The following is a 14,102-nucleotide window of genomic DNA, read 5'->3' as shown; positions in this document are numbered from 1 at the left end:
CGGATCGGGTACACAACTGCACATGCAGTGCGTTGAGCAACGTCCGTGCCAGTGGATCAGGTTCAATTAAATCAAGCACTTGACCATGGATTTCGTTCAGTTTCCGGGGAATGCCCAGGGTTTCGCCGCCCCATTCCCCGCAAGTGGGGGTAATCCCCAATCAGCTTTGCAGCCCTTTGCCGGGCTCGCACCGCCTATCGCTTCTATCTAAATAGTCACTTGCATAATGAAAGTCACAAGAATAGATTACGACCATAATTTCAAAGCCACCCAGCGCCGGAGATCATGGTCATGAAGAAGAAAAGCTTCGCCGACATGCCTTGTCCCATCGCCCTGAGCCTGGAGCACGTGGGCGACTGGTGGAACATCCTGATCCTGCGTGACCTGTCCTATGGCCTGAGCCGGTTCGACGAACTGGAGAAAAGCCTGGGCATCGCCACCAGCACCCTGGCCCGCCGGCTCAACGCCCTGATCGAATCCGGCCTGATCGAACGCCGCGCCTACAGCGAACACCCGCCGCGCTTCGACTACCTGCTCACCGAGCGCGGCCGCGATTTCCGCCCGGTGGTGCTGACCATGATGAAGTGGGGCAACAAGCACTTCGCCCCCAACGGCACCCGCGTCGAGCTGTTCGACGATCACAGCGGCCAGCCGGTCGACCTGACCCTGGCCGACGCCAACACCGGCAAGCGCATCAGCTTTCTCGACCACAGCCTGCGGTACCTGGGCCCTGCCAGCAGCCTTTCGGCCTGGCGCGTCGAGACCGGCCGCGCCCGCCGCGAGGCCTATCGCCAGACCCTCAAACCCACTCAACCCCTTTCGATCGACAGGTAATCCGCGATGAACCAGCCACAGACCATCACCGAGCCCGCAGCCGCGGCCACCGTGCAAACACCCGCTCGGGGAAAACGCTTGATCCTGTTGACCCTGGGGGCCGCCGCCGTGGTCGGTGGCGTCTGGTTCGCCAGCCACTGGTGGAGCGTCGGCCGTTTCATGGAGTCCACCGACGATGCCTATGTCGGCGGTGACGTCACTGTCATCGGGCCGAAGGTTGCGGGCTACATCACCGAGCTCAAGGTTGCGGACAACCAGTTCGTCCACGCCGGTGACCTGCTGGTGAAAATCGACGACCGCGACTACCTCGCCGCCCTGAAAAAGGCCGAAGGCGCGGTTGCCGCACAAGAGGCGCTGCTGGCCAATCTGGACGCCACCGAACAGCTGCAACACGCAGTGGTCAGCCAGGCCAAGGCTGGCATTGATGCGGCCAACGCCGAAACCGTGCGCTCCCGTGACGATCAGGTGCGTTACCAGACGTTGTCGGCGCGCTCAGCGGTGTCGGTGGAAAGCTTCCAGCGCGCCGACGCCACCTACAAGACCGCCCAGGCCAACGGCGCCAAGGCCCAGGCCTCGATGCTCGCCTCCCAGCGCCAGCTGGACGTGATCGCGACCCAGAAACTGCAAGCCCGCGCGGCGCTGGAACAGGCCCGAGCCGAACGCGACCTGGCCCGGCTCAACGTCGGCTACACCGAACTGCGCGCTCCGGTGGACGGCGTGATCGGCAATCGCCGCGCCCGCGTCGGCGCCTATGCCGCCGCTGGCACTCAGCTGGTGTCGGTGGTCCCGGCCAAAGGCCTGTGGGTCGACGCCAACTTCAAGGAAGACCAGCTGACTCACATGCACCCCGGCCAGGCCGTGACCATCGAAGCCGACGTGTTGCCCGGCCAGGTCTTCCACGGCCATCTGGACAGCCTGGCCCCGGCCACCGGCTCGCAGTTCAGCGTCCTGCCGCCGGAAAACGCCACCGGCAACTTCACCAAGATCGTCCAGCGGGTGCCGGTGCGGGTCTATCTGGACGGCGAAGACGGCACCCTCGGCAAGCTGCGTCCGGGCCTGTCGGTGATCGCCGAGGTCAATACCAAAGCCGACGCAAAGTCCACTGAAGTCGCCAGCACCGCTGGCGGGAAGACCGGGCAATGAGCACCGCCATCGCCGTATCCGCAGGCAAGCCAAAGGGCCCGGTAGATGCCGCGAGCATGGCGACTGCCGCCAAGGTCTTTGCCTTTGCCAGTATGTGCCTGGGCATGTTCATCGCCCTGCTGGACATCCAGATCGTGTCCGCCTCGCTGCGTGACATCGGCGGTGGCCTGTCCGCCGGTTCCGACGAAACCGCCTGGGTGCAGACCAGCTACCTGATCGCCGAAATCGTGGTGATTCCGTTGTCCGGCTGGCTGGCCCGGGTGTTCTCCACCCGCTGGCTGTTCTGCGCCTCGGCGGTGGGCTTCACCCTCACCAGCCTGCTCTGCGGCCTGGCCTGGAACATCCAGAGCATGATCGCCTTCCGCGCCCTGCAAGGTTTTCTCGGCGGCTCGATGATCCCGATGGTGTTCACCTCGGCGTTCATGTTCTTCAACGGCAAACAGCGGGTCATCGCCGCCTCCACCATCGGCGCCATCGCCTCACTGGCCCCGACCCTGGGCCCGGTGATCGGCGGCTGGATCACTGACGTGTCGTCCTGGCACTGGCTGTTCTACATCAACCTGGTGCCGGGGATTTTCGTCGCCATCGCCGTGCCGATCCTGGTCAACATTGACTCGATGGACCTCAAGCTGCTCAGGGGCGCGGACTACATCAGCATGGTGTTTCTGGCGCTGTTTCTCGGCTGCCTGGAATACACCCTGGAAGAAGGCCCGCGCTGGAACTGGTTCAGCGACCAGACCATCCTCACCACCGCCTGGGTGTCGGGCCTTGCGGGGCTTGCCTTCGTCGGCCGCACACTGATGGTGGGCAACCCGGTGGTCGACCTGCGCGCACTGAAGGACCGCAACTTCGCCCTGGGCTGTTTCTTCTCGTTCGTCACCGGCATCGGCCTGTTCGCCACCATTTACCTGACCCCGCTGTTCCTCGGCCGGGTACGCGGCTACAGCGCGCTGGACATCGGCGAGGCGATCTTCTCCACCGGCGTGTTTCAGCTGGCGGCGATTCCGGTCTACGGCTTTCTCGCCAACCGGGTCGACCTGCGCTGGATCATGATGTTCGGCCTGTCGCTCTTCGCCCTGTCGATGTGGGACTTCTCGCCGATCACCCACGACTGGGGCGGCCATGAACTGCTGCTGCCACAAGCCATTCGCGGCTTCGCCCAACAGATGGCGGTACCGCCCACCGTGACCCTGACCCTGGGCAGCCTGCACCCTTCGCGGCTCAAACAGGCCTCGGGGCTGTTCAACCTGATGCGCAACCTGGGCGGCGCCATCGGCATCGCGGCGTGTGCCACGATCCTCAACGACCGCACCAACCAGCATTTCACCCACTTGGCCGAGCACCTGAACTACAGCAACGAAGCCATGAACAACTGGCTGAGCACCGTTACCGGCAATTTCGCCGCCCTGGGTCAGAACGCCGCCGACGCCAGCAACTCGGCCCTGCACCAGCTGTGGCTGCTGACCTACCGCGAAGCCCAGACGCAAACCTACTCCGATGCGTTTCTGGCGATCATGGTCTGCTTCATCGTTGCCGTGATCATGGTCCCGTTGATGCGCAAGGTCACGCCACCGGCCGCACCTTCTGCGGACGCCCATTGATATGCACACCTCATCAACACCTGGTTTGGAGGACAGCCCCATGCCCCCCCTGGCGACCCGTTTCAAGCGCACCGGCCTGTTCGCCTTCAGCGCCCTGTTCATCGCCCTCGCGGGCTGTACCGTCGGCCCGGATTACCAGCAGCCCGCCAACACCCTGACTGCGAGCTTTCAGAACCAGCCGCTGTTGCAGCAGCGCGTCGGCGAGACACCCGCCCCGGCGCTGGACACCTGGTGGACCGGTTTCAACGACCCGGAGCTGACGCGTATCATCCAGCGCGTGCTGGACCAGAACCTCGATTTGGCCAAATCCTTCGCCCGGGTCGAACAGGCCCGCGCCGTGGCGCAACAGGCCGGGGCGATTCGCCTGCCCCAGGGCGCACTGGACGCCAAGGCCGTGCGCCAACGCCAGTCCACCGAAAGTTCTCAAGGCCAGATCGGCAGCGCCTTTCCCGGCTACGACCGCAACCAGACCCTGGAAACCCTCGGCGTCGGCGCCAGTTGGGAGGCCGACCTTGCGGGCGGCCTGAAGCGTGGCGAAGAAGCGGCCGTCGACGAAGCCCAGGCTGCCGAAGCCAGCCACGTTGGCGTGAGGATTTCCGTGGCCGCCGAAGCCGCCGACGCCTACTTCCGCATTCGCGGCGCGCAGCAGCGGCTGGTCGTGGCCGAGGATCAGGTGAAGACCCAGAACGATCTGCTCAACCTGATCAACGACCGCATGGGCAGCGGCCTCGCGACTAACCGCGAACAGGCCCAGGCCCAGGCGCTGGTGTTGCAGGCCCGGGCGACGATACCGCCGCTGCGCACGGAACTGGCGACCCAGTTGAACCGCCTGGACGTGCTGATGGGCGCGCAACCCGGCACCTACTCGAAAGAGCTGGTGAGCAGCCCGCAGCTGTACAGCGTACCCACCATCAGCGACTCCCAGAGCCCGGCCGACCTGCTGCGCCGCCGCCCCGACGTGATTGCCGCCGAACGCAAACTGGCGGCGTCCAACGCGCGGATCGGTACAGCGATTGCCGAGTACTACCCGAAGGTTTCGCTCTCCGGCCTGCTGGGCTTCGACACCGCCCACAGCGGCCAGCTGTTCAGTGCAGCGGCCTTTCAGCCGCAAGCGATCCTCGGCCTGCACTGGCGCCTGTTCGATTTCGGCCGGGTCGACGCCGAAGTGGCCCAGGCCAAGGGCGCCAACGCCGAAGCGCTGGCTGAATATCGCCAGGTGATGCTCAAGGCCACCGAAGACGTGGAGAACGCGATCGTCACGCTGGTTCAGCTGGAACAGCAGCGCAGCGAGGTGGACCAGGAAGTCACCGCCCACCAGACCGCCCGCGACGCCGCGCAGGATGCTTATAAAGGTGGTGCAGTGAGTTTGGTGGAAGTGCTGGATGAGGATCGGCAGTTGCTGGTTTCGCGGGACCAACTGGCGCAGTTGCATGCCAACGATGCGCGGGCGGCGGTGTCGACCTTTCGGGCGCTGGGAGGTGGGTGGCCGCAGACAACCGCCAAAGTCGCCCGACAATGAATCGTGAGGCCACACAATCCCGTAGCAGTCCGGCTTGCCGGCGGTCTGGCGCGAAGCGGCAGTAAAACCAGGCGACCTGGTTGTGTCAGGCATACCGCGTACGGAGGGAGATCAAGATCAAAAGCGTTCTTCCTAACGTCAGACCTGTTTCGACTTCGTCGAGTTACTTGGAAAAGACACCCAAGTAACCAAGGTGTCTTGCTCCTGGTTTGGCCTCGACTTCGTCGAGGTTCCCTCACTCCGGCGATGTTCCGTGGGCCCGGCGCGAATGGGCCATCCATGGCCCCGCGCCTCGCGCGGCATCCTGCCGCTTGGCCCACTCCACATCGCCTGCGTTCGGCCTGCACCCAAGTCGCGATCTGTGGCGTATGTGAGATTTGCGCATGAAGATCAAAAGCATCGCGAGCTTCGCTCCCTCCCACAATTGAGATAGGCGGCGCTCTCAAGAACTTCCACTGATTCCAGTATGGGAGGAGTGTTCTTAAGGACTTCCACCGATTCCAATGTGGGAGGGAGCGAAGCTCGCGATGCTGTTGCTGTTGCTGTTGCTGTTGCTGTTGCTGTTGCTGTTGCTGTTGCTTTTGATCTTCGAGCGCAAACCTCACAGGCGCCGCAAAACGCGACTTGGGTGCAGGCTGAATGGAGGTTTCGCGGAGTGGGTCGAGCGGCAGGATGCCGCGAGAGGCGTGTGGGCCATGGATGGCCCTTTCACGCCGGGCCCACGGAGCGGGACCGGAGTGAAGGGACCCGACGAAGTCGGGCCAAACCAGGAGCAGGACCCCTTGGTTACTTGGGGGTCTTTTCCAAGTAACTCGGCGAAGCCGAAATGGGTCTGGCGTTAGCCAGAGCGCTTTTGATCTCGGGGGCAGCCAGGTAACTCGACGAATCAGCCCTTGATAAACCCAAGCAGAATCTCATTGATCTCATCGGCCTGCACCGTGCACATGCCATGGGACCCGCCCTTGACCACCTTCAGCGTCGAGCCCTTGACCAGCTCGTGGCTCTTGTACCCGGACGCCACGATCGGCACGATCTGATCGTCATCGCCATGCAGAATCAGCGTCGGCACATCGATCTTCCTCAGGTCCTCGGTAAAGTCAGTCTCCGAAAACGCCTTGATGCAATCGAACTCGCCCTTGATGCTGCCCAGCATACCGATCGACCAGAACGAATCGATGGCGCCCTGAGACACCTTCACGCCCTCTCGGTTGAAGCCGAAAAACGGCACCGCCAGATCCTTGAAGAACTGCGAACGATCCGCCGTGAACCCCGCGCGAATACCATCGAACACCTCCATCGGCAGGCCCTCCGGGTTGGCCGCGGTCTTGAGCATGATCGGCGGCACCGCGCCAATCAGAACCGCCTTGGCCACCCGCGAAGAACCATGACGGCCGATGTAGCGCGCCACTTCGCCGCCACCGGTGGAGTGGCCGATCATGATCGCGTCCTTCAGGTCCAGCGCCTCGAACAATTGCGCCAGATCGTCGGCGTAGGTGTCCATGTCATTGCCATCCCAGGTCTGCCCCGAACGGCCATGACCACGACGGTCATGGGCGATCACCCGGTAGCCGTTCTGGCCCAGAAACAGCATCTGCGCATCCCAGGCATCGCCGTCCAGCGGCCAGCCGTGGGAGAACACGATGGGCTGGCCAGTGCCCCAGTCCTTGTAGAAAAATTCGGTACCGTCTTTGAGGGTCAAGATGGACATGGGACGCAATCCTCGGGAAATGTGCAGGGAAGATTGAGCGTAGTCCGGGGTTTGCCGGGTGCCTTGAAGAAATGTGCTTGTTTCCAACTCAATGCAAATCCCCTGTAGGAGCGAATTCATTCGCGAATGGCCGGGACAGGCAATGCATCTCCATCGCCTGACACATTTTTCGCGAATGAATTCGCTCCTACAGGGAAATCGAGTTCGACAGATCGACCGTGGGCGCTAAACGATCATCCCGTCCCGCGCAACGATCACATTCGCCGGCAACTCCCCCGAACGCTCGATCAACCACCCATCCAGCGTATGCCCGACATGGGTCAGCACCGCCTTCACCGGCTTGAGCCCATCGATGATCTGCAGCGCCAGGTTCAGGTCGTTGTGATTACGCGGCGCCTGAGGTTGTGGCGGCATGGAGCAGTCCAGCACCAGTACGTCCAGGTGTTGCTGCTTGAGCAGCGCGAACGTCGTATCCGGCAAGCCCACGGTGTCAGTGAGGTAGGCGATCCGCCGCCCACCGCCTTCCAGCAGATAACCCAGCGTCGGTTTGGAATGCACCAGTGGCAGCGCGGTGACCTGCAGTTCCCCGAACGCGCGGGTCTCGAATGCGGCGAACGGCTGGCTGAAATCCAGAATGCCGGGGTGCTTGTACAAGTCCGACAAGCCTTCCGGGTCTGCCGGGCCGTGCACGGGAATTACCAGGCCCTGCCCCCAGCGCAAGTGCAGCAGGCCTTGGGCGTGGTCGGCGTGGTAGTGGGTCTGCAGAATGCCGCTGAAACTGCGCGGCGGGAAACGCTCGCACAGGTCGGGCAGGCCGCTGTCGATCAGCCAGCGTTGATCGCCCAATTCGACCAGCGCCGAGCAGGGTCGGCGACGCAGGCGTGCATCGGCGTGGGCCGCCGTGCAGGCCTGACACTGGCAACCGTAGACCGGCACCTGCCGCGCATCCCCTGTACCGAGCAAGGTCAGGCGCATGCGTGCTCCCGATCGATGTGCTGCAACAGCTTTGCGACGGTCTGCTCCAACGCGCCGGAGTTGTCCAGCACCTGTATCGACGGATTGCCTTTGACCAGCTCGTCAGCGAACTGCGCGTTGCGCGCCAGGCGGGCCTCGATCTCGCCGGAGGTTTCGCGGTTGCGCGCCAGCAGGCGCCGACGCAACACCGCCTGATCGACACTCAGCAGCACCACCAACAGGTCCGGATAGCGCGCCCGGGCCTGCGCCAGGTGGCCGCGCGAACCGTTGATCAGCACGTCATGCCCGTCGGCCAGCCACTGATCGATCTCCAGCGGAATCCCGTAGTGCAGGCCATTGGCGAACCAGTTCAAGGCGAAGGCGCCCTGCTCTTTCATCTGCAGAAACTGCTCGACGCTGACGGCCTGGGCCGCTTCACCGCGAGCTTCGGCCGAGCGGGTGATGACCCGGCGCACGATCCGGCAGCCGCGCGCGGCCAGGGTTTCGCGCGCCGCGTCGAGCAGGCTGTCCTTGCCCGAACCGGACGGTCCGATGAGATAGATCAACCTGCCTGCCATCAGAAAACCCTCTTCGCTTGTCGCCAGACGTGCTGGATTACCGGCAGCGTGCCCACTGCGCGAGCGTGAAGCAGATCGGCGCGCAGGCCGACGCGGATTTCGCCGCGATCGTTCAGGCCCGCCGAACGCGCTGGCGCCAGGCTCACGGTGGTCACCGCCTTGGCCAGGCCAGCACCCGGCACTTGCGCATTATCGTCCAGTTGCACGCGCTTTTGTTCAAGCTGGTCGCCCAGGATGAACGCCGCCTGCAACAGGCTCGCCGGATAGTAGTCGCTGGACAGGATGTCCAGCAGCCCTTCCTCGGCCAGCTTCGCCGCCGCGATATTGCCCGAGTGCGAGCCGCCGCGCACGATGTTCGGTGCGCCCATCAGCACGCTCATGTCCAGCCGGCGACAGGCCTGTGCCGCCTCCAGGGTGGTCGGGAACTCGGCGATGGTCATGCCATAGCCCGCCGATTCCTCGACGTGCTCCACGGTCGCGTCATCGTGGCTGGCGACAGAAAGCCCTCGCGCCAGGCAGATATCGACGATGGCTTTGCGGTAGCGGTCACTGTAGATCTTCGAATTGGCCACCTGCTCGACGATGAACTCGTCCATCTGCTCGGTGCTCAGGTGGTACTTACCCATGTAGTACTCGCGGTACTTGGATTCCAGAGCGAACTGGCGCTGGCCCGGCGAGTGGTCCATGGTCGACACCAACTGCACCAGCGGCTGCTCCACCAGATCGCGGAACACGCTCAAGGTGTCCGGGTGGCAGACCTCGCAGCGCAGGTGCAGGCGGTGCTCGGCGCGGGTCATGTCGGCCGCGTTGGCGCGGGCGATGGCCTCGACCATGGCCGGCAGTTGCTGCATGCGCTTGCCCTTGGGGTTGACGTCGCCGATGGACAGCGCGTCGAACACCGTGGTGATGCCTGCGGCGATGATCTGCGCATCGTGGCTCATCACCGCCGAGGCCGAGGGCCAGTCCACGCCGGGGCGCGGGCTGAGGTGTTTTTCCAGGTTGTCGGTGTGCAGCTCGACGAGGCCCGGCAGCAGGTAATCGCCATTGAGATTCTGCGCCTGAGGCAACTGGCTGACGCCCGGCTGCACGTCCTGGATGAGGCCGTCACGCAACACCACGGTGCCGGTGAACACCTGATCGGCAGTGACTACTTTGGCGTTGGTCAGGATCTGTTCATTCAGCATTGCAGCAACTCCTTGGCGGTAAGGGCTTTGTCGTCAAGCGCTTGCGGGGTCATGTCCAGTACGCGGTCGGCGACCGCTTCACGGGCCAGGCGATCATGGAAGATGCCGATCAGCGCGGCACCGGCTTGCTTGGCCTCATTGATCAGTTCCAGCACCACCTGGCGATTGGTGTCATCCAGCGATGCCGTGGGTTCATCGAGCAGCATCACCGGCCAAGGCACCATGAAGCCGCGGGCGATGTTGACCCGCTGCTGCTCGCCGCCAGAGAAGGTGCCCGGCGCCAGTTGCCACAGGCGTTGCGGGATGTTCAGGCGGCTCAGCAAGTGTTCCGCCCTCGCCTGCGCTTCTTCGCGACTCCAGCCACGGGCCAGCGCCGGTTCCATGACCACGTCCAGCGTCGCCACGCGAGGGATCACCCGCAGAAACTGGCTGACATAGCCCAGCGTCTGTTGCCGCACGGCCAGCACATCGCGCGGGACCGCGCCGACCATTTCCAGCCATTGCCCCTCATGCAACACCCGGACACTGCCGCCCGCCGGCAGGTAGTTGCCGTACAGCGTGCGCAGCAAGGTGCTCTTGCCCGCGCCGGAGTGCCCGTGCAACACCAGGCATTCGCCGCCGCGCACCGAGAAGCTCAGGCCGCGCAGCACGTTGAGCACCACCCCGTTCTGCTGGTGCAAGGTGAAGGTTTTCGAGAGGTCCTGGACCTCGATCAGCGTGTTCATCAAGTGCACCTTAAATCAGGGTTGCAGGACGGAAGACACCAGCAACTGCGAATACGGATGTTGCGGATCGTCGAGGATCTGATCGGTCAGGCCGCTTTCCACCACACGGGAGCGGCGCATCACCATCAGGCGGTCAGCCAGCAAGCGCGCCACGGCCAGATCGTGAGTGACAATCACCACCGCCAGGTCCAGCTCGCGCACAAGACCGCGCATCAGGTCCAGCAAGCGCGCCTGCACCGACACGTCCAGGCCGCCGGTGGGCTCGTCCATGAACACCAGGCGCGGGCCCGACACCAGATTGCGGGCGATCTGCAGGCGCTGCTGCATGCCGCCTGAAAAGGTGCGCGGCAGGTCATTGATGCGCGCAGGATCAATCTCGACCTGGCTCAGCCAGTCCAGCCCCGCAGCGCGCAGTTGCGAATAGTTGCGCACGCCCTGGGCCATCAGCCGCTCGCCGATGTTGGCACCCGCCGAGACCGCCATGCGCAGGCCGTCCCGTGGGTTCTGCTCGACGAAGCCCCACTCGGTGCGCAGCAAGGTGCGCCGCTCGGCTTCGCTGGCGCTGTACAGGTCCAGCCACTGGCCGTCCTTGCCGCGATAGTCGATGACGCCGCTGTCTGGCGGGCAGCGGCCGCTGAGCAGCGACAACAGGGTCGACTTGCCCGAGCCGGACTCACCGACGATACCCAGCACTTCACCGGGGTACAGCTCGAAACTGACGTCCTGGCAGCCCTTCTCCGGGCCATACAGTTTGCTCAGGCTGCTGACCTTGAGCAGCGGCTGGCTGTTGTCGGCGATCACCTGCTCCTCTATTTTTCGAACCGCGATCATTTGCCCACCCTCCCTTCGTTGACCCGTTGCGCGCAGTAGTCGGTGTCCGAGCAGACGAAGCTCTGGGTGCCTTGATCATCGAGAATCAGCTCATCGAGGAACGACTCGCGGCTGCCGCAGATGGCACAGCTGTGCTCCCATTTCTGCACTTCGAAGGGGTGATCCTCGAAGTCCAGGCTGGTGACCCGGGTGTACGGCGGCACGGCATACAGGCGCTTCTCGCGACCGGCGCCGAACAGCATCAGCGCCGGGCTCATGTCCAGTTTCGGGTTGTCGAATTTCGGAATTGGAGACGGATCCATCACGTAGCGCTCGTCCACCGTCACCGGGTAGGCATAGGCCGTGGCGATGTGGCCGAAGGTGGCGATGTCTTCGTAGAGCTTGACGTGCATCACCCCGTAATCGTTGAGCGCGTGCATGGTCCGGGTTTCGGTTTCCGACGGCTCGATGAAGCGCAGCGGCTCGGGAATCGGCACCTGATAGACCATGATCTGATCCGCGTGCAGCGGCGTTTCCGGGATCCGGTGGCGGGTCTGGATGATGGTCGCCTCCGGGGTACGCTCGGTGGTCTGCACGCCGGCGGTGCGGGCGAAGAAGCGGCGGATGGAGACGGCGTTGGTGGTGTCGTCGGCGCCCTGGTCGATGACCTTGAGAACATCGTCGGCGCCCAGAATCGCGGCAGTCAGCTGCATGCCGCCGGTGCCCCAGCCGTAGGGCAAAGGCATCTCACGGCCGCCGAACGGCACCTGATAACCGGGAATCGCCACGGCCTTGAGCAGGCCGCGACGGATCATGCGTTTGGTCTGTTCGTCCAGATAGGCGAAGTTGTACGCCTCATCGCGCTCCGGACGCGGTTGCAGTGCGGCATTCATTGGGCCTGCTCCTTGGAAGGCTTGCGCAGTTTGCGGATCAGTTCCAGTTCGGCCTGGAAGTCGACGTAGTGCGGCAGTTTCAGGTGCGAGACGAAGCCCGAGGCCTCGACGTTGTCGCAATGCGCCAGGACGAACTCTTCCTGCTGCGCGGGGGAAATGATTTCTTCGGCGTACTCGCCCGCACGCAGCGAGCGGTCCACCAGCGCCATGCCCATGGCCTTGCGTTCGGCGTGGCCGAAGGTCAGGCCGTAGCCTCGCGTGAACTGAGGCAGCTCGGTGGCGGAGCCGACAAACTGGTTGACCATCTCGCATTCGGTGACTTCGATGGCGCCGATGTTGATCGCAAAGCCCAGCTCTTCCGGCTCGATCCAGACCTCGACTTCACCGACGCGGATTTCCCCGGCGAACGGGTGATTGCGGCCATAGCCGCGCTGGGTCGAATACCCCAGGGCCAGGAGAAACCCTTCATCGCCACGGGCCAGCGCCTGCAGGCGCTCGGCGCGGTTGGCTGGATACTCCAGTGGCTCGCGGGTGATGTCGGCGACTGGCGCACCGCTGTCGGCTTCCTCCTTGATCAAACCTTCCTTGGCCAGCAGGCCCAGCACTCGCGGGCAGGCCTCGACCTGCGCCTCGGCGCGGGTTTGCGGGCCGGGGAACTCGCCTTCGGCCAGCAGGGTGAAATCCAGCAGGCGATGGGTGTAGTCGAAGGTCGGGCCGAGCAACTGGCCGCCCGGAACGTCCTTGAAGGTCGCCGACAAGCGCCGGTTGAGTTGCATGGTCGAGGTGTTGATCGGCAGGCTGGCGTTGAAGCGCGGCAGCGTAGTGCGGTAGGCACGCAGCAGAAAGATCGCTTCGACCAAATCCCCTGCCGCCTGCTTGATCGCCAGCGCTGCGAGTTGCTCGTCATACAGCGAGCCCTCGGTCATGACCCGGGCCACGGCCAGTGGCAGTTGCTGCTGGATCTGCTCGACGGACAGTTCTGCCACCGAGGTATCGCCCCGGCGTTGTTTGGCCAGCAGCTTGTGAGCGTTGTCGATGGCCTGTTCGCCACCCTTGACGGCTACGTACATCACACGGCTCCTTTGAAAAGAACAGTGGTGCTGCGCGGCAGGCCCAGCAGTTCGCTGCCCGCGACGAAGAACACATCGATGCCACGAGGGAAGTCATTGCGCGACTCGCGCTCTGCCCAGAACGCTTCGTTGAGCGGCAGGCTGACGTGGTTCTTGATCTCGATACCGGGGCCCTGCCAGGCCAGCTGACGGCCGCCTTGCAGGCTGGGCAATTGCACCAGCAGCGTGCAGGACTGATCCGGGTAACGGTCGTTGCCCAGGTCGAAGCCGCTCAAGTCATGCAACTGGCTGTCGTCGAGCAAGGCGAAGCGCGCGTTCTGCCGGTCGCTGACAATCGGGCAGCCACAGTGGAACGTGAGGTTGGCGCGAATGGCCTGGGTGTCGAATTTCGGCGCCAGCCACAGCGGTGTGTCGATATCCAGCAAGGCCAGGCACAGCGCGTGGCTGGCCGAGGCCAGGCCTTCGAGGTGCGGCGGGGTCTGCGCGGCCAACAGGCTCTGGGCCACGCCGGGGCCGGCCAGCGCCTTGAGGGCGGCGCGGAAGCTGCGTTGCGAATCCAGTACCGGGTCGGCGAAGGCAGGCTGCAATAGAGTGGCGCTCATCAGTTTTCTCCTCGGACCAGGGTGAAGAAGTCCACTTTGGTCGCTGCGGTTTCGGCTTGTTGGCGGGCGCGGCGCAGGGCTTGTGCCTGGGCCAGTGGTTCGATCAGTTCACGCAGCCAGTGATCCTGCTGCGGGCCTTGCAGGTGGGCGTCGGCCAGGGCGGCGAGTTCGGCGTGGGCCTTGTCGCGCCCGGCCAGGTAGCTGTAGCCGGTGCGACCGTCGGCCAGGCGTACCACGCAACGGGTCACGGTCATTTCGCCGAGGTTGAACGGCGCGCCGCTGCCGCCCATGCGGCCACGGACCAGGGTCATGCCGATTTCCGGGGCGCGAATCATCTGGTACTCGGCGTCGCGCAAAGCGGCTTCATGGGCCGCCAGTTCGGCGCGCGGGGTACGGGCAAGCACGCCGATCCAGTGTTGGCGCAGGGGTTGCCCGGCATCGGGATTGGGAGCGGATGTGGCAGTCATCGAAGGCATCTCCA

14 protein-coding genes are annotated in these 14,102 nt (G+C 64.2%); 4 read left to right on the top strand and 10 right to left on the bottom strand.

Annotated elements, in window-relative coordinates:
• Positions 1-291 precede the first annotated feature (291 nt).
• The 4 genes from AC1MEK_RS14575 to AC1MEK_RS14560 are packed head-to-tail and all read left to right on the top strand — an operon-like array spanning position 292 to position 5,097.
• Positions 292-834: a winged helix-turn-helix transcriptional regulator gene (locus tag AC1MEK_RS14575; RefSeq protein ID WP_480396982.1), complete on the top strand. Its 543-nt coding sequence runs from the start codon at positions 292-294 to the stop codon at positions 832-834.
• A gap of 6 nt (positions 835-840) precedes the next feature.
• A complete protein-coding gene (locus AC1MEK_RS14570) occupies positions 841-1,977 on the top strand; it encodes an HlyD family secretion protein (protein WP_480396981.1) in 1,137 nt (378 codons plus the stop codon).
• On the top strand, positions 1,974-3,578 hold the full coding sequence (locus AC1MEK_RS14565) for a DHA2 family efflux MFS transporter permease subunit (protein ID WP_480396980.1): 1,605 nt from the start codon (positions 1,974-1,976) through the stop codon (positions 3,576-3,578). The genes AC1MEK_RS14570 and AC1MEK_RS14565 overlap by 4 nt, the downstream gene beginning before the upstream one ends.
• A gap of 40 nt (positions 3,579-3,618) precedes the next feature.
• Entirely contained in the window at positions 3,619-5,097 is a 1,479-nt protein-coding gene (locus AC1MEK_RS14560) for an efflux transporter outer membrane subunit (protein ID WP_480396979.1), read from the top strand.
• A gap of 886 nt (positions 5,098-5,983) precedes the next feature.
• Here AC1MEK_RS14560 and AC1MEK_RS14555 read toward each other — a convergent pair.
• The 10 genes from AC1MEK_RS14555 to phnG form a co-directional block, all read right to left on the bottom strand.
• Positions 5,984-6,805 carry an alpha/beta fold hydrolase gene (locus tag AC1MEK_RS14555; RefSeq protein WP_480396978.1) on the bottom strand — a complete coding sequence of 274 codons (822 nt, stop codon included), beginning with the start codon at positions 6,803-6,805 and terminating at the stop codon, positions 5,984-5,986.
• A gap of 225 nt (positions 6,806-7,030) precedes the next feature.
• Positions 7,031-7,780 carry a phosphonate metabolism protein PhnP gene (phnP, locus tag AC1MEK_RS14550; protein ID WP_480396977.1) on the bottom strand — a complete coding sequence of 250 codons (750 nt, stop codon included), beginning with the start codon at positions 7,778-7,780 and terminating at the stop codon, positions 7,031-7,033.
• Positions 7,771-8,337, bottom strand: coding sequence for a phosphonate metabolism protein/1,5-bisphosphokinase (PRPP-forming) PhnN (phnN, locus tag AC1MEK_RS14545; protein WP_480396976.1), 567 nt, complete (start codon positions 8,335-8,337; stop codon positions 7,771-7,773). The genes phnP and phnN overlap by 10 nt, the downstream gene beginning before the upstream one ends.
• A complete protein-coding gene (locus AC1MEK_RS14540; protein ID WP_480396975.1) occupies positions 8,337-9,521 on the bottom strand; it encodes an alpha-D-ribose 1-methylphosphonate 5-triphosphate diphosphatase in 1,185 nt (394 codons plus the stop codon). The genes phnN and AC1MEK_RS14540 overlap by 1 nt, the downstream gene beginning before the upstream one ends.
• Positions 9,515-10,246: a phosphonate C-P lyase system protein PhnL gene (gene phnL, locus AC1MEK_RS14535; RefSeq protein WP_480396974.1), complete on the bottom strand. Its 732-nt coding sequence runs from the start codon at positions 10,244-10,246 to the stop codon at positions 9,515-9,517. Before phnL ends, AC1MEK_RS14540 begins: the two co-directional genes overlap by 7 nt.
• Before the next feature lie 15 nt (positions 10,247-10,261).
• Positions 10,262-11,077 carry a phosphonate C-P lyase system protein PhnK gene (gene phnK / locus AC1MEK_RS14530; protein ID WP_480396973.1) on the bottom strand — a complete coding sequence of 272 codons (816 nt, stop codon included), beginning with the start codon at positions 11,075-11,077 and terminating at the stop codon, positions 10,262-10,264.
• Positions 11,074-11,949, bottom strand: coding sequence for an alpha-D-ribose 1-methylphosphonate 5-phosphate C-P-lyase PhnJ (locus AC1MEK_RS14525; protein ID WP_480396972.1), 876 nt, complete (start codon positions 11,947-11,949; stop codon positions 11,074-11,076). The genes phnK and AC1MEK_RS14525 overlap by 4 nt, the downstream gene beginning before the upstream one ends.
• Positions 11,946-13,019 (bottom strand): carbon-phosphorus lyase complex subunit, encoded by a 1,074-nt coding sequence (locus AC1MEK_RS14520; protein WP_480396971.1) that lies wholly within the window; start codon positions 13,017-13,019, stop codon positions 11,946-11,948. The genes AC1MEK_RS14525 and AC1MEK_RS14520 overlap by 4 nt, the downstream gene beginning before the upstream one ends.
• On the bottom strand, positions 13,019-13,621 hold the full coding sequence (gene phnH, locus AC1MEK_RS14515) for a phosphonate C-P lyase system protein PhnH (RefSeq protein WP_480396970.1): 603 nt from the start codon (positions 13,619-13,621) through the stop codon (positions 13,019-13,021). Before phnH ends, AC1MEK_RS14520 begins: the two co-directional genes overlap by 1 nt.
• Positions 13,621-14,088 (bottom strand): phosphonate C-P lyase system protein PhnG, encoded by a 468-nt coding sequence (phnG, locus tag AC1MEK_RS14510; protein ID WP_480396969.1) that lies wholly within the window; start codon positions 14,086-14,088, stop codon positions 13,621-13,623. The genes phnH and phnG overlap by 1 nt, the downstream gene beginning before the upstream one ends.
• Positions 14,089-14,102: the final 14 nt, after the last annotated feature.

Source organism: Pseudomonas sp. 2, from assembly GCF_056627435.1.
Note: the sequence above shows the minus strand (reverse complement) of the source record. Positions and strands in the feature narration are given on the sequence as shown.